General features: G+C 43.2%; 21 protein-coding genes. 13 read left to right on the plus strand and 8 right to left on the minus strand.

Annotated elements, in window-relative coordinates; genetic code table 11:
• The first annotated feature begins 158 nt into the window (after positions 1-158).
• Together A3774_RS07975 and fldB are read left to right on the plus strand one after the other, a co-directional pair.
• The gene (locus A3774_RS07975; protein WP_067865888.1) at positions 159-482 is read left to right on the plus strand and encodes a phasin family protein; all 324 of its coding nucleotides are present in this window, start codon (positions 159-161) and stop codon (positions 480-482) included.
• A gap of 64 nt (positions 483-546) precedes the next feature.
• Positions 547-1068, plus strand: a complete 522-nt coding sequence (gene fldB / locus A3774_RS07980; RefSeq protein WP_067865891.1) for a flavodoxin FldB — start codon at positions 547-549, stop codon at positions 1066-1068.
• Between the two features lie 29 nt (positions 1069-1097).
• Here fldB and nhaD read toward each other — a convergent pair whose 3' ends face one another.
• Positions 1098-2549: a sodium:proton antiporter NhaD gene (gene nhaD / locus A3774_RS07985; RefSeq protein WP_067865894.1), complete on the minus strand. Its 1452-nt coding sequence runs from the start codon at positions 2547-2549 to the stop codon at positions 1098-1100.
• Between the two features lie 183 nt (positions 2550-2732).
• Between nhaD and prfB the strand changes: the two genes are divergently transcribed.
• The 4 genes from prfB (at position 2733) to ung (ending at position 6674) form a co-directional block, all read left to right on the plus strand.
• On the plus strand, positions 2733-3827 hold the full coding sequence (prfB, locus tag A3774_RS07990) for a peptide chain release factor 2 (RefSeq protein ID WP_075107933.1): 1095 nt from the start codon (positions 2733-2735) through the stop codon (positions 3825-3827).
• Between the two features lie 120 nt (positions 3828-3947).
• Positions 3948-5450 carry a lysine--tRNA ligase gene (gene lysS, locus A3774_RS07995; RefSeq protein WP_067865896.1) on the plus strand — a complete coding sequence of 501 codons (1503 nt, stop codon included), beginning with the start codon at positions 3948-3950 and terminating at the stop codon, positions 5448-5450.
• Between the two features lie 90 nt (positions 5451-5540).
• The gene (locus A3774_RS08000; protein ID WP_231867963.1) at positions 5541-5984 is read left to right on the plus strand and encodes a hypothetical protein; all 444 of its coding nucleotides are present in this window, start codon (positions 5541-5543) and stop codon (positions 5982-5984) included.
• A gap of 6 nt (positions 5985-5990) precedes the next feature.
• Positions 5991-6674 (plus strand): uracil-DNA glycosylase, encoded by a 684-nt coding sequence (ung, locus tag A3774_RS08005; RefSeq protein WP_067865979.1) that lies wholly within the window; start codon positions 5991-5993, stop codon positions 6672-6674.
• On the opposite strand, the gene A3774_RS08010 is transcribed toward ung, so the two are convergent.
• The 6 genes from A3774_RS08010 to rsgA form a co-directional block, all read right to left on the minus strand.
• Positions 6643-7890: a GGDEF domain-containing protein gene (locus tag A3774_RS08010; RefSeq protein WP_067865898.1), complete on the minus strand. Its 1248-nt coding sequence runs from the start codon at positions 7888-7890 to the stop codon at positions 6643-6645. The genes ung and A3774_RS08010 overlap by 32 nt on opposite strands.
• Before the next feature lie 94 nt (positions 7891-7984).
• Complete coding sequence (gene ygfZ, locus A3774_RS08015; protein WP_067865900.1) at positions 7985-9001, minus strand: CAF17-like 4Fe-4S cluster assembly/insertion protein YgfZ; 1017 nt, start codon at positions 8999-9001, stop codon at positions 7985-7987.
• An 88-nt stretch (positions 9002-9089) separates the two neighbouring features.
• Positions 9090-9977: an archaetidylserine decarboxylase gene (gene asd / locus A3774_RS08020; protein ID WP_067865904.1), complete on the minus strand. Its 888-nt coding sequence runs from the start codon at positions 9975-9977 to the stop codon at positions 9090-9092.
• A complete protein-coding gene (locus A3774_RS08025; RefSeq protein WP_067865907.1) occupies positions 9977-10789 on the minus strand; it encodes a sulfurtransferase in 813 nt (270 codons plus the stop codon). The genes asd and A3774_RS08025 overlap by 1 nt, the downstream gene beginning before the upstream one ends.
• Positions 10790-10901: 112 nt before the next feature.
• The gene (locus A3774_RS08030; RefSeq protein WP_067865912.1) at positions 10902-12518 is read right to left on the minus strand and encodes an HDOD domain-containing protein; all 1617 of its coding nucleotides are present in this window, start codon (positions 12516-12518) and stop codon (positions 10902-10904) included.
• Positions 12519-12564: 46 nt separating this feature from the next.
• On the minus strand, positions 12565-13593 hold the full coding sequence (gene rsgA, locus A3774_RS08035; RefSeq protein ID WP_067865915.1) for a small ribosomal subunit biogenesis GTPase RsgA: 1029 nt from the start codon (positions 13591-13593) through the stop codon (positions 12565-12567).
• Between the two features lie 171 nt (positions 13594-13764).
• Between rsgA and orn the strand changes: the two genes are divergently transcribed.
• Positions 13765-14307, plus strand: a complete 543-nt coding sequence (gene orn, locus A3774_RS08040; RefSeq protein ID WP_067865919.1) for an oligoribonuclease — start codon at positions 13765-13767, stop codon at positions 14305-14307.
• Between the two features lie 10 nt (positions 14308-14317).
• On the opposite strand, the gene queG is transcribed toward orn, so the two are convergent.
• Positions 14318-15442 carry a tRNA epoxyqueuosine(34) reductase QueG gene (gene queG / locus A3774_RS08045; RefSeq protein WP_067865922.1) on the minus strand — a complete coding sequence of 375 codons (1125 nt, stop codon included), beginning with the start codon at positions 15440-15442 and terminating at the stop codon, positions 14318-14320.
• 81 nt (positions 15443-15523) lie between these two features.
• Here queG and A3774_RS08050 point away from each other — a divergent pair, with 81 nt between their 5' ends.
• From A3774_RS08050 to hfq, 6 genes are all read left to right on the plus strand, one after another.
• Positions 15524-17053, plus strand: coding sequence for a bifunctional ADP-dependent NAD(P)H-hydrate dehydratase/NAD(P)H-hydrate epimerase (locus A3774_RS08050; protein ID WP_067865925.1), 1530 nt, complete (start codon positions 15524-15526; stop codon positions 17051-17053).
• Positions 17046-17510: a tRNA (adenosine(37)-N6)-threonylcarbamoyltransferase complex ATPase subunit type 1 TsaE gene (gene tsaE, locus A3774_RS08055; RefSeq protein WP_067865928.1), complete on the plus strand. Its 465-nt coding sequence runs from the start codon at positions 17046-17048 to the stop codon at positions 17508-17510. The genes A3774_RS08050 and tsaE overlap by 8 nt, the downstream gene beginning before the upstream one ends.
• Positions 17511-17580: 70 nt before the next feature.
• The gene (locus A3774_RS08060; RefSeq protein WP_067865930.1) at positions 17581-18909 is read left to right on the plus strand and encodes an N-acetylmuramoyl-L-alanine amidase; all 1329 of its coding nucleotides are present in this window, start codon (positions 17581-17583) and stop codon (positions 18907-18909) included.
• Positions 18910-18919: 10 nt separating this feature from the next.
• The gene (gene mutL, locus A3774_RS08065) at positions 18920-20797 is read left to right on the plus strand and encodes a DNA mismatch repair endonuclease MutL (RefSeq protein WP_067865933.1); all 1878 of its coding nucleotides are present in this window, start codon (positions 18920-18922) and stop codon (positions 20795-20797) included.
• 38 nt (positions 20798-20835) lie between these two features.
• Entirely contained in the window at positions 20836-21741 is a 906-nt protein-coding gene (miaA, locus tag A3774_RS08070) for a tRNA (adenosine(37)-N6)-dimethylallyltransferase MiaA (RefSeq protein WP_067865935.1), read from the plus strand.
• Positions 21742-21866: 125 nt separating this feature from the next.
• Positions 21867-22109, plus strand: coding sequence for an RNA chaperone Hfq (gene hfq, locus A3774_RS08075; protein ID WP_067865939.1), 243 nt, complete (start codon positions 21867-21869; stop codon positions 22107-22109).

The following is a 22109-nucleotide window of genomic DNA, read 5'->3' on the forward strand; positions in this document are numbered from 1 at the left end:
ATTGTTATTTGGTATCATAAGGGCAAGATAAGCTTTGCCATTTCAATGATAGAGTGCTTTATTATAAGTGATTAAAGAAATAAGTCATGCGTACATTATGTGAATTATAAACGGCGTTAAATAGTTGTGCTTCTGGCGGTAGGGTAGAGGAAGTTGTTATGTTCCAAGACATGAATAAGAAAATATCAGATTCAATAGGGCCTTTTAGGGAGCTGGTTAATATACAAACGAAAATGTTGGAGGAGCTAACTCGGCAGCAGATGGCGTGTACTAAATCTTGTATTGATGCAACTATACAACAGACACAAGAGATGCAAAAATGCCAGTCGCCGAGGGATCTTGTTGATCTTCAAAAGAGTTATGCACGAGATCTTGAAGCAACAATTAAAAGCGCCAGTGATCAAAATTTGAAAGCCTTGCAAGATGCAAGAATAGAAATTGAAGAAATTGCACATTCAGCTTTTGATGCTTTTAATAAGTAATTTGTTATCATTCATAAAAGCAGCCAAGGGCTGCTTTTTGTTTGTCTGGGGTAAGGTATAAAGAATGACAGCACCGATTGGTCTTTTTTATGGTTCGACAACAGGAAATACTGAAAGCATTGCGGATCTTATCGCTGAAAATATAGGGTTTGATAAAATTGATCGGATCGATATTGCCGCTGATGGTTTAGATAGTATATCTGATTATCAGTACCTTATTTTAGGAATCCCTACTTGGGATTTTGGGGAGTTGCAGGAAGATTGGGCTGATTTATGGGAGATTGCAGAAAACGCTAATGTTGCAGGTAAGACCTGCGCTGTATTTGGTTTGGGCGATCAAATTGGTTATGGCGAATGGTTTCTTGATGCGATGGGGTTGCTCCACAATCTTCTAAAAGCACAAGGTGCTGAGATGGTCGGGTACTGGCCTATCGAAGGCTATAGTTTTGATGAATCTAAAGCGTTAACTGAAGATGGTTGCCAGTTTGTCGGTTTGGCAATCGATGAAGATTGTCAGCACGGTGAAACCTTTGCGCGGGTTGAGCAATGGTCACAACAAGTCCTTGCTGAGTTTGATATGCTTTAACGTTGATTGTTATACGTTATGAGTGCTTCCTATATTAACCCGCTAATATATAGGTGGGTTAATATACCAAAGCTATAACCGATCAATATTGCCCAGCTCCACTTCAGGTGGCTCATAAAAGTGTAAACACCTTGGGCTTGTCCCATAAGCGCTATTCCTGCTGCTGAACCTACAGAAAGAAGTGAACCACCAATACCGGCAGTTAGTGTGACGAGTAACCACTGTTGCACGTTCATATCGGGTTCCATGCTCAATACTGCAAACATAACAGGAATATTATCTATCAATGCTGAGGCGACCCCTACGAGTATATTGGCTGTTGTGGCGCCTAAGCCGTTATACATAAATTCAGATAACAGTGTAAGGTAGCCTAACGTTGCGAGCCCACCTACACAGAGTACAACTCCATAGAAAAACATAAGTGTGTCCCATGAGGAGCGCTCAACAACGTTGAATATATTGAAACGGCGAATAACATCAGCGTTATCACCTTTGCTCTGTTCGTGGCTTTGCATATTTTCAGCTTGAAAGTTGTGGATATGCCCTTGTTCTTGGACGATAGGGGCTTGTTTACTGATGTAGAAGCCAAATAATTTCAGTATCCCTAACCCAGTCATCATGCCGAGTACAGGAGGCAAGTGTAAAATGCTGTGCGACAGTACGGAGAGGACAATCGTGAAGAGGAAAATAAAGATAATTGTAATAGCACCTTTCTTCATATGAAGGAGGTTTGTTTCGCCGGATGGTGGGCCATCCTCAATCACTCTATTCATAATGAGTGCAGGTATAAACCAAGTAATTAATGCAGGGAAGAAAAGTAGTAAAAACTCCTCAAATTGAACCAGCCCCTTTTGCCAAACCATAAGTGTTGTAATATCACCGAACGGGCTGAATGCCCCTCCTGCATTGGCGGCAATAACAATATTGATACAACCGACAGTAACAAAATGATGGTATGAATTACCTACGACGAGCACGACAGCGCCCATGAGTAGCGCTGTTGAAAGGTTGTCAGCTATAGGTGAGATAAAAAACGCGAGTAGCCCGGTAATCCAATAGATCTTTCTTAAGGAGAAGCTTTGCACAACAAGCCAAGACCGAAGTGCTGCGAATACTAATCGCTCCTCCATTGTGGTGATAAATGTCATAGCAGCTAATAGAAATAGAAATAGCTCGGCATATTCAAGAATGTATTGCTTTACGGCTAATCCTGCTGTGAATTCGTCGCCACTAAGAGAGTAGGCGATACCGGTTAATAACCAGATCAATCCTGCCGCCACCATAATTGGTTTTGATTTTCGAAGGTGGATAAACTCCTCCCCGAGTACAAAAATATAACCGATAACAAAAATAATCAGTGCTAAAATACCAAAAATTGATCCGGTCATATCGGATAATATTAGAGGGGGGGCGCCTGTAGACGCATATAAATGGGGTGCAAAAATAAGTGTGCAGAGTAACAGAATTTTTTTACTAAGCATCTTTGATTCCGTAGTTACTGAATAAGCTTATTCTAAATCTTTGTTTCTGTGTGATGCTAGTTTGAGTCGAGAATTTCATTTTAAAGGCAATTAAAGCGTAGATAGGGTCGAAATTGGTAGTGTTATATGCTTAATTTCGATAAAATACCGCACTTTTTCAAACGGTCGTCTACGATTTTTATCATGGAAATTAACCCGATTCTCAATGCCTTAAAAGATATTAGCGAACGCGCGAACGAATTGCGCGGTTTTCTTGATTATGAAGGTAAAAAAGAGCGCCTAGAAGAGGTGGCTCGTGAGCTAGAAGATCCTGCTGTTTGGGATAATCCAGAAAATGCTCAACAGCTTGGTAAAGAACGCTCAGCACTTGAGATGGTTGTTGAAACAATTGACGACCTTACTGCGGGTGTTGAAGATACCCGAGACCTGCTGGATATGGCCGTCGAAGAAGATGATGAAGATACGGTCGGTGAAGTCGAAAATGATGTGGCGGCCATGATGGAACGTCTACAGAAGCTTGAATTTCGTCGTATGTTTTCTGGTGAAGCGGATCCTAATAATGCCTTTCTGGATATTCAGTCAGGTTCAGGTGGCACAGAAGCTCAAGACTGGGCTGAGATGATGTTGCGTATGTATCTGCGCTGGGGTGAAGATAAAGGTTTTAAAACTGAATTGTTGGAGTGCTCAGCGGGTGATGTGGCGGGGATTAAATCCGCTACGATTCGTTTTCAGGGTGAATATGCATTTGGTTGGCTTCGTACAGAGACGGGTGTTCACCGTTTGGTACGAAAATCACCTTTTGATTCTGGTGGCCGTCGTCATACTTCCTTTTCTTCGGTATTTGTCTCGCCGGAGATTGACGATAACGTAGAGATCGATATTAACCCTGCGGATCTACGTGTTGATGTTTACCGTGCCTCGGGTGCGGGTGGACAGCATGTAAACAGAACGGAATCTGCTGTACGTATTACCCATGAACCATCAGGTATTGTTGTGCAGAGTCAGAGCCAGCGTTCACAGCATCAAAACAAAGACACTTGTATGAAGCAGCTGCGTGCAAAACTCTATGAGATGGAGATGTTAAAACGCAGTGAAGCCGCGCAAGAACTAGAAGATTCAAAAGCGGATATTGGCTGGGGTAGCCAGATTCGTTCTTACGTTTTAGATGATCAGCGTATCAAGGATCTACGTACCAATGTGCAGAGTTCCAACTGTGACAAGGTACTGGATGGCGATCTAGATCTATTTATCGAAGCAAGTTTAAAAGCTGGATTGTAAACAGATCTCTTGAGGTTATAGCGTTTGTTACAGGGATAGGTTTTGCGCCTTAAACTCTAACAGCTAAGTTCTTCCTTTCGGGTAGGGCTATTAGTTAACAAATTTAAAGGTTTACCACCGATGTCTGACAATAATCAGAAGCAAGATGAGAACCGCCTGATTGCAGAGCGCCGAGAAAAACTAAATGCGCTTCGTGAAGAGGGGAATGCATTTCCAAATAACTTCCGTCGTGATTCTTACGCTCAGGACTTACAAGATCAGTACGGCGATAAGACTAAGGAAGAGCTGGAAGAAGCAGCGATTACCGTTAGTATTGCTGGTCGTGTAATGCTTAATCGTGGCGCATTTGGCGTGGTTCAAGATATGACAGGCCGTGTGCAGTTTTATGTCAATAAAGAGGCGCGTAAGTTTGCTAAGCGTTTAGATCTTGGTGATATTATTGGTGTTACGGGTGTACTGCATAAGTCAGGTAAAGGTGACCTTTATGTCGATATGGGGGAATACCAGTTATTAACTAAAAACCTACGTCCACTACCGGATAAACATAAAGGTTTGCAGGATACTGAAATTCGTTACCGTCAGCGTTATGTTGATCTTATTACTAATCAAGATTCACGTAACGTGTTTGAAATGCGTTCTAAAATTGTATCCGGTATTCGTAATTTCCTTACTGAACGTCGTTTTATTGAAGCAGAAACACCAATGCTTCAGGTTATTCCAGGTGGAGCGACTGCGCGGCCATTTATTACCCACCATAACGCACTCGATCGTGATATGTATCTTCGTATTGCACCTGAGCTTTATTTGAAGCGTTTGGTTGTGGGTGGTTTTGAACGTGTTTTTGAGATCAACCGTAACTTCCGTAACGAAGGTCTATCGACGCGTCATAACCCAGAATTCACTATGATTGAGTTCTATCAGGCTTATGCTGACTACAATGATCTGATGGACCTAACCGAAAATATGCTGCGTACTGTGGCACAAGAGGTGTTAGGTACAACAACGATCATCAATACGGTTCGTAATGATGAAGGTGAAGTCCTTGAAACCTTTGAATACGATCTGGCTAAGCCGTTTCAGCGTTTAAGTGTGTTTGATTCTATCTTGCATTTTAATGAAGATATCACTGCTGAAGCTCTGGCTGATGATCATGCGGCGCGTCAAATAGCTGAGCGTTTAGATATTGCAGTTAAAGATAGTTGGGGCTTAGGTAAAGTTCAGATCGAAATCTTTGAGAAAACGGTTGAACATCGCCTTCAGCAACCGACCTTTATTACTGAATACCCAACTGAGGTCTCACCGCTGGCCCGTCGTAGCGATGATAATCCGTTTGTTACAGATCGCTTTGAGTTCTTTGTTGCAGGGCGTGAGCTTGCTAATGGTTTCTCCGAGTTAAATGATTCAGAAGACCAAGCAGAGCGTTTTAGTGCTCAAGTGGCAGAAAAAGATGCAGGTGATGATGAAGCAATGCATTACGATGATGACTACATCAATGCTTTAGAATATGGCTTACCACCGACTGCGGGGGAAGGTATTGGTATCGACCGTTTGGTCATGCTATTTACTGATTCGCCTTCGATCCGTGATGTGATTCTGTTTCCTGCCATGCGTCCACGGACATAATTTAAAGTCTGTTATTTAAAAGATTAAAAAGCCCTCGTTGAGGGCTTTTTTGTGGTTGTTTGCCGCCTTTTGTTTTATTTAATGAGGGATATGATGGCTTGGCTCTTTCCTATAAAAAAACGGATCATCCCTGGGAAACGCTGGATAAGTATTCTTAGCCGTACTTTGCATCTGGTTGGTATTTGTGGATTGGCGGGCGCTTACTTGTATCATCAGCCTATAGGGTCTTGGCAGTTGTTTCTATATCTCACCGTTGTGAGTGGTCTGGTGATGAGCGGTTTGGAGATTTATACCGATGGCATCTGGCTTTTACAGCTTAGAGGTACGGCTATAGGTATTAAGCTGCTTTTGCTATCTACGATGATTTGGTGGTTTGAACAGCCGAATTCTAATATATATTTTTTGGTCATTATTATTTCTGGTGTAGTATCCCATGCGCCCGGTAAAGTCAGGTATTTTTCGGTTTGGCATGGCCGTGTAGTTATGAATTCGTCTATGCGTAAAGGTAAGCAACTTACAGATTGTGGGGGATAGGTGATTATGGTCTTAGAGCGTGCGAAAAGCTGGCAGAATGTATTGTCTGATGAGTTCGATCAGTCCTATATGCAGAAGTTGAAACAGTTTTTACAAGAGCAGAAAGATCAACAGAAAGTGATCTACCCCCATTCGTCTAATTGGTTCCATGCTTTGGAATTAACGCCGCTTGATGATGTGAAAGTCGTTATTTTGGGGCAGGACCCTTACCATCAGCCTGGACAGGCCCATGGTTTGTGTTTTTCCGTACAGCCTGGGGTGAAAATACCTCCCTCATTGGTAAATATTTATAAAGAGTTAAAGAGCGATTTGGGTGTTGAGCCTGTTTCCCATGGCTATCTAGAAAGTTGGGCTAAGCAGGGTGTTCTGTTGCTGAATAGTGTACTGACGGTAGAGCAGGGTGCAGCCGGTTCTCATCAAGGCAAGGGCTGGGAGCATTTCACTGATAAAATCATTCAAGTTATCAATGATAGATGTGAACATGTTGTTTTTCTTTTGTGGGGAAGTTATGCGCAAAAGAAGGGGGGTTGTATTGATACAGATCGACATTTAGTGCTTAAGGCGCCACACCCATCGCCGCTCTCTTCTTACCGAGGTTTTTTTGGTTGCAGGCACTTTAGTCAAGCGAATGAATATCTTAGGCTGCATAAGCGTTCGATTATAACCTGGCAGCTCCCGCCTCAGGTTTAGTAATCTCAAGTGCTAACTCTTCTTGGTAGCTGTTTGTCTCACTGTAGTAATGATGCTGCCCGCGGCCATTTTTCTTGCTGTCATACATGGCAATATCGGCATAATGAACTAGGGTTTCAAAATCCGTGGAGTCTGTAGGGGCGACGGCGGATCCTGCACTATATCTAACATGTATATCTACGGGTGTTGTTAAAATCGGTTGTAATAATTGCTGTTGCACACGTGTAATTATGCGATTTAGTGATTCGTGAAGCTGAGTTTCACTGTCTGCTTCGATAAGAAGAATAAATTCATCGCCCGCTAAGCGAGATAAGATATCTCCCTCTCTTAATTGAGCTTTGATGGCCTTAGTAAAGTTAACAAGAACTTTATCGCCTACATTGTGACCAAACTGATCGTTAATTGGTTTGAAAAAGTCTAAATCTATGAAGGTTACGGATAGCCATTTATCTCCTCTGTTTACTTTGCTAAGCGCTTGATTAGCAAATGTTTCTAGCATTTTTCTATTAGGGATTCCCGTTAGTTGGTCTGTATGAGCAAGGGTTTTTAGCTGGGTATATTGTTCTGATATTTGATGATGGGCGGAGGATAATTGTTTGAGATAACGCGTTCTATTATCGGTAAAGCGCCAAACTGAATAAGCAGAAATAAAGCACATAAAGCATATCGCAATAAATAACATAAACAAAAGTGCATTTTGTGAATGGTTTTCAGATGCGATATGTTGTTTTAATTCGACTTCAAGCAGGTCTGCGTCTTCCATAATCTGAACAAATAGAGCATCGAGTTGCTGATCTGATTTTGAGTTTTTGTCAGGAAATTGGTAGCGAACGGTTGTAATATTATGAAATTTTTGTAAAGAGTAGAGTAGCTTATTAACTTTTGCCCTTAGCTCTGCATTTTTTAGTGGGTAATAAGTGCCTTGATCATTTTTGCCGCCATCGAGTATGGCTGTGGCATACCACTTAGCCATAGTGATGTGATGATAGACTGAGTCGATGGAGCGAACGCTATCACCTGATAGAATTTCTTCGAACCAAAGATGGGATAGGGTTGTTTCTAATTTTATTTCAATGGAGGCATCAACCCAAGGAACATATTTTTGGCTAGTGCTTTTTGAGATGACATGAATATAGAGAAGCAGCAGGATACTAAGTATTGCGGTCATACCGATAAGTAGTAATGGTATAGTCGGGGTGTTCGTTGTTCGCTTCATCCCCGCGCATCTCCCTTTGCGTTGTTTGATCCCATACTAGAAGTGTCTCGCTATTTGACGGCAAGGTCAACTGTTGGTATTTAATTGAGCACTTTTATTTGGGGAGAAAAAGCTTGGGATCTAATGTGTAAGGGAGTGTTTTTAACTCTACTGCTTGGTTATGCAGTGATAAAGCGCCTTCCTCAGCTAAATTTTTCACAATAACGGCTAAGATTCTATATCTATTTTCACCGCATTGAGCGGAAAGCACAACGCGTCCCGCATTAGGTTTATTGGGTGCTGAGATTGTTTCTCCTACTTGCGGTTCTTGATCAGTTGATACTTCAGCAAGATACATAGGCTTTTTTAGCTGTCCGCGATGCTGTAAGCGGGTAATGATCTCTTGGCCCGTATAGCAACCTTTAGTGAAACTAATGCCAGCGAAAACTTGGAAATTTGTCATTTGAGGAATAAAGGCTTCTTGGGTTTCAGCTCTAAGATCAGGGATACCAGCATCTATCTCACTGAGGATCCAATCATTAGTTGAGCCAATCCCAACCTCTTCCGGTAACTGACGTACTATCTCTGTTACTGCATCATCGTCCATCCATATTTCAAAACGATCTCCAGGAACACGTACAATAAGGCCGTTACTTAATGAGATGATACTATTTGTTTCACTTGGGCTATTTCCAAACCAGCGTTCTATGAGTGTTTGAGCACCTGGGCCGACTAAGCCTATTCCTGAGATTGTATGACTAATTGCTTGAGCTTCAGCTTTGGAAAAAATCATATATTTTTGCAGGTTCGCCGTCGCGCTTTCAAAAATATCCTGGCTCATACGTAGCCAGGCTTCTTCACTGCCTGCTTTAAGTAGACGAAATAGGCTTAACATATGCCCTTTGATGTTGCAGTGTGAGCCTAGTGAGCTGCCTGTCTTGAAAGCGTTGTTAACGTCACAGCTCAGTTGTCCTTGTAAGAATTTTTCAGTCTCAGGACCTTTAATGGAAAGAACGCGTTGGTGAATAAGAGGAATAACCTGCGTTTTTTTACCGCTACTATTTAATACGCGAGTTTTATCGGCGTTAAGTTGAATTTTTTTCTCTTCAAGTAAGGTTAGTAGGTTGTTCATTGTAACTCTTATACCTGTAGGTAATCGTTTAAGGTACTCAGTCTACGCCAAAAAATAGTTGAGAACAGCAGACATATTTTAAGGTTATTTAATTCAGATTCTTTGATTCGTTGTTTTGTGAACCTATAGCTTCGCCCAGCTTTATGGGGCTGTTTGCCTCTAGACCTGTTTGCCAGCTGATTTTGTCTTTACCGAATAATAATATAACCGTTGAACCCAGTTTAAAACGGCCCATTTCTGCGCCTTTCTCAAGCTTGATAGGTGGGATTGTTTCATTCTTGAATGATCTGTGTTCAGGCGCTTTTAGGCGGGGTGCTTCTTGGCCCGACCATACCGTCTCTATTCCAGCTACAATCATTGCACCTACTAATACCATTGCCATAGGGCCATGTTCGGTCTCAAAATGAGCAATCAGCCTTTCGTTGCGAGCAAATAGCTGTTCTACCCCTGCCGCCGTTGTTTGGTTTACTGAGAATAGATCACCAGGGACATAGGTTGTGTGGGTTAGTGTGCCAGCAATAGGCATGTGTACACGGTGGTAGTCACGTGGAGAGAGGTAAATAGTGGCAAACTCGCCATCGATAAAAGGAGCGGCTATCTCGTGGTCACCACCTAAAAGGGTGGTTAAGCCGTAAGCGTGTCCTTTAGCTTGAAAGATTCGTCCATGTTCGATTTTACCTAATTGGCTAAATGCGCCATCGGCAGGACTTGTAATAACCCCCGGTGTTTGGTCAATAGGTCGAACATCATCTTTTAACGCTCGGGTAAAGAAAGCGTTAAAACTAGGGTAGTTTGTGGCAATCTCTTCCTTAGCTTCCGTCATATTGATCTGGTAGTTATTACAAAACCACTTTATAAAGCTGTTTTTTATCCAAGGGGTTGTACTGTCAGCGATTTTTCCGACCAGTCTAGATAAAAGGTGCTGAGGTACAATATGCTGAAAAAGAATAAACAGCGTTTCTTTTAGCTTTTTCATTATTTCTCCACAGGTGTGTCAGGTAGATTACCCCATTCAAACCATGAGCCATCGTAGCAGCGAACATCCTTGAAACCTAAGTAGCGTGCCACGAAATAGGTTAAGCCAGAGCGGCGATGTGTTTGGCAGTGTGTAATGATTGTTTTCTCTGGGGTTATGCCCTGTTCTTTAAGTGCAGCTAATAATGTATTAGCTGGTTTAAGCCGAAGATTATCTTCGCTAATAAGGCAATCTGTCCATTCAAAGTGGTGTGCTCCTGGAATATGCCCTCCTTTTGCGGCATTGATCACCTTTTCACCAGTATATTCTGGGTAACTTCGGGCATCCCATATAGCTAGATTCGGGTCTTGTAGATGTTGGGTTATAAACTCGACGTCAGCGATTAGTTTTGGGTTGATACTAATTTTGTAAGTGGAAGCTTTTGCTTGATTAACTGCTGTTTCAAGCGGAAGTGCTTCTGTTGTCCAGCTGGTTATCTGCCCATTAAGCATTGAGCAGTTGTTGTGCCCAATAATATTTAAACTCCATATAAATCTGCCTGCCAGCGCTCCTTTCTGATCGTCATATGCGACTACAAGGCTTTTCTCTGTTAAGCCTATTGCCTTACATAGTTGTTGGAGTTGGTCGTTAGATGGCAGCTTGTTCGGAACAGGAGGCTGTCCAGAAAGTAAAGAGGAGGGTGATAGATTAATAGCGTTTGGAATGTGCCCTTTTAAATAATTTTCTTCGCTAGAGAGATCAACAATTAATAGATCTGGATTATTGAGGTGTTGATGTAGTTCAGAAGCCTCAATCAATAGGGGCAGTGTCATTGTGGTCGCTCCAAAAACTGATTAGAAAAAAGGATAATACTGGGTTGGTTTAGCGCTGGAAAGCGGGTTATATGGATATTTATAACAAACCAACCTGCTGTAATTATTGAAACTAGGTTTTTATTTTTTGTAAGTTGGCGGTTGCCGCAGAGCATAAGTGTTTGAATAGCTCATAATGAAATTCAGATATTTCGGTGCCTGCCATATCATAATCTGCATGGATAATAGCGAGTGGTGCTTTGTTAGAGAATATGGACATGAGCAAGAAGCCGTTGGGACTTCCCCAGTTGTGATAAGTTTCCGGTAGCATAGGCAGCAGCTGCTCTTTGTTGGTTGGCTTTATCCAGATGCAGGCAGGCTTATCTCTTAGCTTTTTAAAAAGACTCGGGACTTCAAGATCATATTTAAAGCTATGGATAGGGTGCTCATCGGTAAAGCCAACGCTGAGTGCTGTTTTGAGAGAGCGAGCTTTATGGTTTATGAGTAATAGCGCCACACGATTAAACCCTAGACCTTTGTTTAATCCCTGAGTCAGTACGCGTAGAATGTGCTTAGGTTGAGTATAGGCATCGTACCCTTTTGAAAAACGCTCAGATATTTGGTCATAAAGAAATTTGTCTAAAAATTCGGGTTTTGTTTTTGTGTTAGGCGCTGAAGTGTTGCGTTTTTTGGGAGAGGAAGGCTCGATAATAGTGGGGCTGATGGCTGGCATTAAACTACAAAGTAGCTTTTCTTCTTTAGAAGATATGCGGTAGTTGATCGTTTCGTTTGATGGAAGTAATAGCATCTCTGCAGCGAGAGCCATAGTACCTGCTACATGAAATGTGCGTGATGAATGGGCGCAGGTCATATGTAAACTATTGGTCGTTTCTGCAATTTCAGCTTTTAAATAATCATTAATAATGTCGATTATTTTCATTGATTTGGTGCTGTTCCAGCCGAAACTGGTCGTTAATGCTATCCAGTTGGATAGTTTTACAGGGAAAAACTTCTCTTGTACTAGATGGTTGATTTCGCGAAGGCTCTCTGCACTTAAACGTGGATCGCCTAATGCTCTTTGATGGAGTTGTGCCAAGGTTTTCTTATTGGGGGACGTTTCATGCTCTAAGCTGGTGACAGCTAATTCTGAAATCCCCCAGCTCTCAATGAGACCGCGGGATATCTCTTGCACAGTGCAGCCGAGAATATCGGTTTCAGCCAAGACTACGTCGATCTGTTCCTCTCGTATCTTTATCTGAATTTGGCTCATATGTAAGGCTGCATGTTGCCAGAGAAACCAATGCCCTACGCCATAAAAGAGAGAAGCCAGATAGGTTTCTTCTGCAAATAGTGTACTTTTTCGCGCTAACCAAGCTTGAGCTTGAGAGGCTGCATGGTGGCTAACTGATATATAGCGGAAGTACATTTTTTGCGCAACGCTTGAAGGGTTTAGTCTTAGCGGGGTTATTGTTTCGGAAACCGCTGCAATATTATCTAGCCCCAATGAGCTAATAGCATGGTCAAGACTTGTGACTTTTGAGTCGACCTTGTTATGAAGTTCAGCGGCTTTACGTACCATGTGCAAAGAGAGGACAGGATCCAATTTTATTATCTTTTTCAGATCTTGTAAGGGGACTGAAGCATCACGTAACTTGCGTTGTAGTCGGCGAAGTACACTGTTTCTTACAGGCAAAGGGCGGTCTTTTAGGTAGCTAACCCAAGACTCTGCACCGTATGGAAAATTCGACATTTCTACTACGCCTTTGTTTGCTGATTATTTATAATTCTAACTGCATTTAACTGTTTTGCTCCTTAATAGAGCAAAGAATATATTTGTAGCTTTTCCAGCGTTGCTCGCTAATTGTGCCATCTTCGACCGCGCTTTTCAGCGCACACCCAGGTTCTTTTTCGTGATTACAATCACGAAATTTACATAGACCTGCAAGTGGTTTTAACTCTCTAAAGCCACTTATAACGTCATCCAACTCAATGTGCCATAAGCCAAATTCCCTGATGCCTGGGGAATCTATTAGGTCACCACCATCGGGAAAGTGAAATAAGCGAGCGGTGGTTGTCGTGTGTCGACCTTTCTTAGTCTGTTCTGATAGATCGCCGACTTTTAGATCTATACCGGGTAGGAGTGCGTTAATTAGTGAGGATTTACCTACACCTGACTGGCCAACGAATACACTGATTCTCTGATCAAGTTTAGCCTTAAGCTCTGCAAGCCCTTGTTCTTGAGAGGTGGACGCGAGTAATACTTCGTAGCCTATATCTCGGTAGCGTTGCAGCATAGCTTCAATTTTTTCGCGGTTTTCAGCATTAAGTAGATCGGTTTTATTCAGCAAGATAACTGGCTCTATACCACTTAATTCTGCGGCAACGAGATAGCGGTCAATTAAATTTGCATGGGGCGTTGGTTCTACGGCTACAGTAATAACGATAAAATCAATGTTTGCGGCTACAGGCTTCATCTCTCCGTATGGGTTAGGGCGAAGTAGTTCGCTCTTTCTCTCTAGTTTGGCAACGACGACTCCGGTATCTTTGCCTTGACGCCAGATGACGCGATCGCCAGTAACAAGCTGACCTAAATTTGTACGCATATGGCAGCGGATTATGTCTCCCTTATGCTCACCTTCAGACGCTTCTACATCTACAGTACGGCCAAAGTGGGAAATAATAAGCCCATGTTGTTCTGGACCTAATTCGCTACTATCGAGCTGTTGCTCAATTGTGGCGTCTTTTTTGGACGCACGAGCAGTACGTTCGTCTTGAATCTTTTGAATGCGCCAGCTTTGACGGCGAGTAAGTTTACGTTTTGTCATAGGCTGTTAGTGACACGCCTTTAGTTGCTGTATGTTCTTAAAGAGTAGCGACTGAATCACTAAATATCCCCGATTTTATGATTTTAATAGAATAATAAGGCCTGTTTACCTGCCCAAGGTAAGGTATTCTAAGGGAAAGTGCAGTGCCTGCGTCAACTTTGGAGGTTTTTAATGGAAAATAAGGGCAATTTGATCTGGATTGATTTAGAAATGACCGGTTTGGAGCCGAAAACTGATGTAATTATTGAAATTGCAACGGTTGTTACAGACTCTGATCTGAATATATTGGCTGAGGGGCCTATGTTAGCTATCCATCAAAGTGATGAGCTATTGGACGGAATGGATGAGTGGTGTACTAATCAGCATGGTAAGTCTGGATTAACTCAGAGAGTAAAAGATAGTTCTGTCACTGAGGCTCAGGCTGAACAGGAAACTATTGCATTCTTGAAGCAGTATGTGGCCGCGGGTGAGTCCCCCATGTGCGGTAATAGTATAGGTCAGGACCGCCGTTTCCTTGATAAATATATGCCTGAATTAGAGGCTTTCTTCCATTACCGTAATTTGGATGTCAGCTCGCTGAAAGAGTTAGCTAAACGCTGGAAACCTGAAGTTGCTGCTGGTGTTGTTAAAAAAGGCTCTCACTTAGCTTTAGACGATATTCGTGATTCTATTGATGAGCTGAAGTATTATCGAGAGCACTTTATTAAGCTGTAAATCTATTTTCTTAGAATTTGATCTTATTTCGACGGGAGTGGGTGTGGATTGGCAATGCCCCTTCAGTCCTTTTAGTCGCTAACCTGTTGAGTGCCCATAAGCTATGTTCTTGTACGATCTCTGAACTATGGGATAGCTTTGCTTTCAGTGCGTTAATAACATTCTCCCCGCCATCACTATTACCTAAAGCAACAGCAATGTTTCTTAGCCAGCCAATATGGCCTGTTCGACGGATAGCGGAGCCTTCAGTTTTTTTCAGGAATGTGGCTTCATCCCAGTTGAAGAGCTCAATTAATTCGCTTTTGTCTAACTTTTGTCGAGGATGGAAGTCTTGTTCGTGAGTGAAATCGGCAAATCGATTCCAAGGACAGATCAATTGACAATCATCACAACCAAAGATGCGATTACCCATTTTGGGGCGGAGCTCTTCTGGAATAGATCCGCTTAGTTCAATTGTTAAATAAGAGATGCATTTTCGTGCGTCAAGCAGATGCGGTTGGGGAAAGGCCTGTGTTGGGCATACATCTAAACAGGCCGTGCATTTCCCGCAATGCTCTTCCGTACTAGGTTGATCTATAGGAAGGGGAAGGTCGATCAGAAGTTCGCCCAAGAAAAACATGGAACCCGCTTCGCGGTTAAGGATAAGTGTATGTTTTCCACGCCAGCCGAGACCTGCTTTCTCCGCTAAAGGGCGTTCCAGTAGAGGGGCGCTGTCAACAAAGGCTCGAAAGACTGTGTTCCCTACTTCATCATCTATTTTTTTACCCAGCTGAGTTAGACGTTTACGAATGAGTTTGTGATAGTCTCGACCTAAGGTATAACGAGATACATACGCATGTTTACCATCATCAAGCCGGTCTACAGCTGCAGTATCTGGTGGAAGGTAATCCATCCGTACACAAATAATGCGTTGCGTGCCAGGGAGTAAACTCTCAGCTGAGAAACGTTTGTCTAAATGATTGTTGAGGTACGCCATTTCACCGTGATATCCCGCTTCGATCCACTGTTCATAATGGGCTCTCTCCGCACTCAGATCGCAATCGGTGATACCGCATTGTTGGAAACCTAGCTCTTTTGCCCAGCTTTTTATCTTCTGTGCGAGTGTTGCTAGTGTATCTGATGGTTTATCTGGCATATATTCAGGCTTGCCCTTTACGGGGAAGATTCCTCATAATGTTCTAAAAACATAACGTTACATAAATAATTGGTTCGAGCGATGTCTGTAAACAGAGCGGTTCTTCCGGCGACATTATACACAGCGGAACAAACTCGTGTGCTGGATAGTACGGCAATCAATGAATTTGGTATTCCAGGTATCCGCCTTATGCAGCGGGCGGGTCACGCTGTTTTTGCTGAAATGCTAGATCGTTTCCCAAATGTAACTGCAATTACAATAGTCTGTGGTGCAGGTAATAATGGGGGTGATGGTTTTGTTGTTGCGTTGCTGGCTAAACAGAAAGGGCTTGATGTTCAACTGATTTGTGTAGGGGATGAACGCTTTCCTTTAACACTTAAAGGTGAGGCGTTAGCGGCGTGGCAGCAACTGCAATCGATCTATCCTAGCTATGAGCTTTATAGGCCAGGTATGAGTTTTCGTGGCGGTCTATTAGTTGATGCTATGTTAGGCACAGGGCTTTCTGGTAAGGTTCATGGTTTGTTTTACACTGCGATTGAGCAGTTTAACGCTTCCACTAAAGCTGTTGTCTCAGTTGATATTCCCTCAGGGCTTTGTGCTGACACTGGAGGGGTTTTGGGTGTGGCGGTCCATGCTGATATCACCATAAGCTTTATTGGCATGAAACGGGGCCTGTTGACGGGTCAGGCTGTTGATTACTGTGGAACACTGTTGTTTGATGACCTCAAGGTGCCTGATGAGGTTTATGAAGCGGTTCCTGTTAATCTTTTTAGAACAACAGAAGAGGATCTCGGTGAGTGTTTGCCGCCTCGATCAAAGTCATCACATAAGGGGCGATTTGGTCACTTATTAGTTGTTGGTGGCGACCACGGTATGGGCGGGGCTGCTCTATTAGCTTCAGAAGCAGCCATGCGAAGTGGGGCTGGTTTAGTCACACTGGCTACACGCTCTGAACATGTGCGGGCTTCGTTAAGTCGCTGTCCAGAGATTATGGTTAAAGGGGTTGATTCAAGCGCTCAACTGCAACCTTTACTTGATAAAGTGGATGTTATTATTGCCGGGCCAGGGCTTGGTCAGAACGCTTGGGCTGAACAGATGCTCTTCACCGCTTTAGGGGCTGGTAAGCCTATGGTGCTAGATGCGGACGCGTTGAATTTGATGGTAGGTAAGAATTTATTTAGTCAATTTGAGCTGAAACAGCGTAATAAATGGCTATGTACACCCCATCCGGGCGAAGCTGCGCGCTTACTGGGTGAAACCGTGAATGATATAGAGCGGGACCGTTTTGATGCGGTTGAAAGGTTGCAGATTGTTTGTGGTGGCGCTGTAGTGTTAAAAGGTTCAGGTTCGCTGGTGTCGGCGGGTGATGCGAGCTATTTGTGTTCTGCTGGTAATCCAGGGATGTCTGTCGGCGGAATGGGTGATGTATTATCGGGTATTTGTGGAGCATTTATGGCGCAAAAGATGAGCCCTGAAAATGCGGCCCGTATCGCTGTTTATGTACATGCGACAGCAGCAGATTATATTGCTCAGTCTCAAGGGGAGATTGGTATGTTGGCGTCCGATCTTTTTTTAACGATTCCTAAAGTGATAAATGGTCAATATGAGTAAAGAGTATCGGATTGAATTGCCTGATGAAGATTCCATGGTCGCCTTTGGTTACAAAATAGCCCAAGCTGCAGAAAATGGGGGCGTTGTTTTTTTATTAGGTGATTTGGGTATGGGTAAGACCACCTTAAGCCGTGGTGTTATTAGAGGGGCCGGTCATCAAGGCTCCGTTAAGAGTCCTACCTATACGCTGGTGGAGCCTTATGAAATTAACGGTAAACATATCTATCATTTCGATCTTTACCGCTTGTCGGATCCTGAAGAGCTAGAATACTTGGGTATTCGTGATTATTTTGATGAAAATGCATTGTGCTTGGTTGAATGGCCAGATCGAGGTCGTGGTATGTTGCCGAAAGCCGATTTAGTGTTACAGATAGAGCTATTGGGGTATGGTCGGCAGTTAAGCTGGACGCCGCAGACTGAATTAGGTCAGATAATGGCCGATAAGCTTATTGATTAAACGATTCGATGCTGAGTCATAAGTTGGGTTAGGGTGTTTTGCTTTTTGTGAAGGGGTTTTTTGGGGCTTTATGCAGATAACGAAGTATAGACAGGTAGTCAGTTGGTTATTTTGTGCGGCCCTATCGTTGGGCAGTTTTTTTGTTCAAGGGGCAGAAGTCGAAAAGGTACGTATATGGCTTGCACCGGATCATGCTCGTTTGGTTTTTGATCTTTCGGGGCCTGCTGTACATAAGGTTTTTACCTTAAATAACCCTGAACGTATCGTTTTGGATATTGAGGATACGAAGCTAACGGCAAATTTGGAGCGCTTAGGTCTTGAAAAAAGTCCGGTTGAGCGTATTCGTTCTGGTAAAAATGGTAAAACACTCAGGTTGGTGTTGGACCTCAAACATGCTGTGCGCCCGAAGAGTTTTGAACTTAAACCTAATCAAAAATATGGTCACCGTTTGGTCTTGGATCTTTATGAAAAAGCGTCCTTAGTTAAAGCGACTAAAACGGCTAAACCGCAGGCGGTAGCTGGTCGAGATATTGTGATCGCTATTGATGCTGGGCATGGGGGCGATGATCCAGGTGCTATTGGGAGTGGGCGAGTTAGAGAGAAAGATGTTGTACTTGCGATAGCAAAAGAGTTGAAGCGACGTTTAGATCAAACGCCGGGTTACAAAGGTCAGTTGACGCGTACCGGGGATTATTACATTAGCTTGCGTGGACGAACGTCGGCGGCACGAAAACATAATGCAGATCTTTTTGTCTCAATTCATGCGGATGCGTTCAAAGATCCTAGAGCCCGAGGTGCTTCTGTTTGGGTGCTCTCCTCGAGAGGGGCGAGTAGTGAAATGGGGCGATGGTTGGCAAGTAAAGAGAATAGTGCAGATCTGATTGGTGGTGTGGGTAGCGTTAGCTTAGATGATAAAGATAATGTTTTAGCCAGTGTATTACTTGATATGTCGATGACCGCAAGCAGAGAAGATAGTCGCTCAATAGCTAAAGGGATTCATACTAATATTAAGCGTTTTGCTCGTATGCATAAGTCCTATGTTGAACAGGCTGGTTTTGTAGTCCTGAAATCGCCTGATATTCCTTCTATATTGGTTGAAACTGGCTTTATCTCTAATCCTGGAGAAGCGGCTAAGTTAAAGACGCGTAGCTATCAAAAAAAGATGGCTGATGCGGTCTACAAAGGTATTGTTCAGCATTTTGAACGGAAGCCGCCGGCTCTAACGCTTATTGCACAGCGTAAAGTAAAGGATGCTCGTAGCTACAAAGTTGTACGAGGTGATACCCTCTCCGTTATTGCTTCAAAAAATGGTGTCTCGTTGGCATCGCTTCGTAAGGTTAATAGCCTTAAAAATGATACGATCAAAATTGGTCAAGTTCTAAGAATTCCCGCAAGTTAAAGGATTTTTAATGTCACGTATTCATTTGCTATCACCACGTTTAGCTAACCAGATAGCAGCGGGGGAGGTTGTTGAGCGTCCTGCTTCAGTTATAAAAGAAATCTTAGAAAACAGTCTTGATGCTGGTGCCAGTAAGGTTGATGTTGAGATTGAGCAAGGCGGTGTTAAGTTAATGCGTGTCCGGGATAATGGCTCCGGTATAGATAAAGAGGATTTGCCATTAGCGCTTAGTCGGCATGCAACATCGAAAATACAGGTGCTGGAGGATTTGGAGTCGGTGGGAAGTTTGGGCTTTCGCGGCGAGGCTTTAGCCAGTATCAGTTCGGTTTCTCGCTTATCATTGACCTCTCGGCAGGCCTCACAAGAGAATGCTTGGCAGGTACAGACAGAAGGGCGTGATATGGAGGCTACAACGGAGCCTGCTGCCCATCCAGAAGGGACAACGGTTGAAGTTAAGGATCTTTTTTTTAATACACCTGCCCGTCGTAAATTTCTTAAAACAGAGAAAACAGAATTTCGCCATCTAGATGAAGTGGTTAAACGCCTTGCGTTAAGTCGTTTTGATGTGGCTTTTCAGTTACGACATAACGGAAAGGTGATTCATCAACTTCGACAGGCTGATAGTCAGCTAGAGCAAGAGCGGCGAGTCGCTAATATTTGTGGTTCGGCCTTCATTGATAACGCTTTAAATGTTGATGTTGTTGCTGAGGCATCAGGGCTAAGGTTGTGGGGTTGGGTTGGCTTACCTACCTTCTCACGTAGTCAGGCGGATCTGCAGTATTTCTTTGTTAATGGTCGAATGATTAAAGATAAAGTGGTTACTCATGCTGTGAGGCAAGCTTATGCTGATGTGCTTTATCATGGTCGTTTCCCTGCGTATGTTCTCTATTTGGAACTTGATCCTTCCTTAGTGGATGTTAATGTCCATCCAACCAAGCATGAAGTTCGGTTCCGTGAAAGTCGCTTAGTGCACGATTTTTTATTCAGAACCTTGCATAGATTAATTGCAGATATGCGGCCACAAGATCAATTGGGCGGTGAACGAACGGCTGAAAATGTAGGTTTTGAGCAGGGATTACAACCGGTTGTCGCTGTGCAAGAGCCGTCGCATGAGCAAGGGAGAATGGCATTTACTCAACGGTCGCCAACTCGCTATGGAGAAGGCGCCGTTTCTTCTGGATATAGATCTAGTTATTCGCAGCCACCATCGCAGGGGCTGGTTAATGATCAGTTAGCTGGCTATGCTGCGCTACACCCTGATAGTGCTCAGCAGACTGGTGAAATTGATGAAGCTCAGGAGGAATGTCCTCCCATGGGGTATGCGGTTGCTCAATTGCATGGGGTTTATATCCTTGCAGAGAATGCGCAAGGTTTAATTGTTGTAGATATGCATGCGGCCCATGAGCGTATTGTTTATGAGCGTATGAAGCAGTCTTACGAGGAAGATGTCGTGCGCTCTCAGCCCTTGTTGGTGCCTTTGAGTCTTGCTGTAAGTGAGCGTGAAGCTGATTGCTCTGAAGAGTATGCAGACACGTTTAAGCGTTTAGGTTTTGAATTAGCACGTATGGGTGAAGAAACAATTGTTGTACGCCAAGTGCCAGTTTCTTTAGCTAAAGGTAATGTGGAGCAGCTTATTCGTGATGTGTTATCAGACATGCTGGTCTATGGTGAAAGTAAGCGAATAGAGCAACATATTAACGAGTTGCTAGGAACTATGGCTTGCCATGGGGCTGTGAGAGCAAATCGGCAGCTAACCATACCTGAGATGAATGCGCTGCTGCGTGATATGGAAAATACAGAGCGTAGTGGACAGTGCAATCATGGTCGGCCTACGTGGAGTCAAATGACGATGAACGATCTTGATAAATTATTTATGCGTGGGCAGTAGTTGAGGATAATTTGAGTAATTTACCGGTTGTTTTTTTAATGGGGCCTACGGCTTCAGGTAAAACTGATCTTGCCATGCAGCTTTACGATAATATGCCTTGTGAAATAGTCAGTGTTGATTCCGCTATGATCTATCAAGGAATGGATATAGGTACGGCAAAGCCCGATGCTGCCATGTTGGCGCGTTACCCGCATCAATTAATTGATATATGTGACCCCCTTGATGCGTACTCAGCGGCTGAATTTCGTTGTGATGCTTTAACGCAAATTGAAGAAATTCGATCAGCGGGAAAAATTCCTCTTTTGACTGGGGGGACTATGCTGTACTTTCATGCCTTAAAGAATGGGTTAGCCTCTTTGCCGAAGGCTGATGTCGCGGTGCGGGAGCGCATCCTTAAAGAAGCTGAATTTAGTGGTTGGGAAAGTATCCATAGCCGTTTAGCTGAAGTTGATCCTGAATCTGCAGCTCGCTTAAATAAAAATGATTCGCAGCGTTTGCAGCGTGCCCTTGAGGTGTATGAGATTACGGGTCGGCCCATGAGTGAGCTCTGGGCAGAGCAAAAAGCCCAACAGCCTGATTTTTCTATTATTCCTATGGCGGTAATGCCTAAAGATCGCTCTGAACTACATGAACGTATAGAAAAACGATTTGATCTTATGCTGGATCAAGGCTTTATTGATGAGGTTAGAGGGTTGTGGGATCGTGGCGATTTAACGTTGCAAATGCCCGCCGTTCGGTGTGTTGGCTATAGACAGGTGTGGGAATATTTTGCCGGGACTTGGGATTTTGAGACTATGAAATTCAAAAGTGTGGTGGCTACGCGTCAGCTAGCAAAAAGGCAGGTTACTTGGCTGAGAAGTTGGGAAAATCTTACTTGGATGGACACTCATGATTCAAAACTATTATCTAATGCCTTGAAATTAGTGGATGGTGGCATTATATAATGTCATGCTGGACTGAAAAACTGCCGTATATTAGTTGTAATTCGGCTACAGTGAGGCGAATTGCGCGCCGTCAGTAATACTATAACGACAAAATATAAAATATTTCTTGGGAAGGAGTTTGCAAAATGTCAAAAGGGCAATCGTTACAAGACCCTTATTTAAATGCGTTACGTAAGGAACGCATTCCGGTCTCTATTTTTCTGGTAAATGGTATTAAATTGCAGGGACAGATTGAATCGTTTGATCAGTTTGTCATTCTGTTAAAAAACACAGTTAGTCAAATGGTTTACAAGCATGCAATTTCTACAGTTGTACCTGCACGCCCTGTAAAACTACCAGCTGCTGACGAAATGAAAGCTGAGGACTGA

Source organism: Neptuniibacter marinus (assembly GCF_001597725.1).
Lineage (GTDB): Bacteria > Pseudomonadota > Gammaproteobacteria > Pseudomonadales > Balneatricaceae > Neptuniibacter > Neptuniibacter marinus.

Coding starts and splice junctions, on each gene's coding strand:
- A3774_RS07975 (WP_067865888.1), top strand. CDS start 159: ATGTTCCAAGACATGAATAAGAAAATATCAGATTCAATAGGGCCTTTT.
- fldB (WP_067865891.1), top strand. CDS start 547: ATGACAGCACCGATTGGTCTTTTTTATGGTTCGACAACAGGAAATACT.
- nhaD (WP_067865894.1), bottom strand. CDS start 2,549: ATGCTTAGTAAAAAAATTCTGTTACTCTGCACACTTATTTTTGCACCC.
- prfB (WP_075107933.1), top strand. CDS start 2,733: ATGGAAATTAACCCGATTCTCAATGCCTTAAAAGATATTAGCGAACGC.
- lysS (WP_067865896.1), top strand. CDS start 3,948: ATGTCTGACAATAATCAGAAGCAAGATGAGAACCGCCTGATTGCAGAG.
- A3774_RS08000 (WP_231867963.1), top strand. CDS start 5,541: ATGATGGCTTGGCTCTTTCCTATAAAAAAACGGATCATCCCTGGGAAA.
- ung (WP_067865979.1), top strand. CDS start 5,991: ATGGTCTTAGAGCGTGCGAAAAGCTGGCAGAATGTATTGTCTGATGAG.
- A3774_RS08010 (WP_067865898.1), bottom strand. CDS start 7,890: ATGAAGCGAACAACGAACACCCCGACTATACCATTACTACTTATCGGT.
- ygfZ (WP_067865900.1), bottom strand. CDS start 9,001: ATGAACAACCTACTAACCTTACTTGAAGAGAAAAAAATTCAACTTAAC.
- asd (WP_067865904.1), bottom strand. CDS start 9,977: ATGAAAAAGCTAAAAGAAACGCTGTTTATTCTTTTTCAGCATATTGTA.
- A3774_RS08025 (WP_067865907.1), bottom strand. CDS start 10,789: ATGACACTGCCCCTATTGATTGAGGCTTCTGAACTACATCAACACCTC.
- A3774_RS08030 (WP_067865912.1), bottom strand. CDS start 12,518: ATGTCGAATTTTCCATACGGTGCAGAGTCTTGGGTTAGCTACCTAAAA.
- rsgA (WP_067865915.1), bottom strand. CDS start 13,593: ATGACAAAACGTAAACTTACTCGCCGTCAAAGCTGGCGCATTCAAAAG.
- orn (WP_067865919.1), top strand. CDS start 13,765: ATGGAAAATAAGGGCAATTTGATCTGGATTGATTTAGAAATGACCGGT.
- queG (WP_067865922.1), bottom strand. CDS start 15,442: ATGCCAGATAAACCATCAGATACACTAGCAACACTCGCACAGAAGATA.
- A3774_RS08050 (WP_067865925.1), top strand. CDS start 15,524: ATGTCTGTAAACAGAGCGGTTCTTCCGGCGACATTATACACAGCGGAA.
- tsaE (WP_067865928.1), top strand. CDS start 17,046: ATGAGTAAAGAGTATCGGATTGAATTGCCTGATGAAGATTCCATGGTC.
- A3774_RS08060 (WP_067865930.1), top strand. CDS start 17,581: ATGCAGATAACGAAGTATAGACAGGTAGTCAGTTGGTTATTTTGTGCG.
- mutL (WP_067865933.1), top strand. CDS start 18,920: ATGTCACGTATTCATTTGCTATCACCACGTTTAGCTAACCAGATAGCA.
- miaA (WP_067865935.1), top strand. CDS start 20,836: ATGGGGCCTACGGCTTCAGGTAAAACTGATCTTGCCATGCAGCTTTAC.
- hfq (WP_067865939.1), top strand. CDS start 21,867: ATGTCAAAAGGGCAATCGTTACAAGACCCTTATTTAAATGCGTTACGT.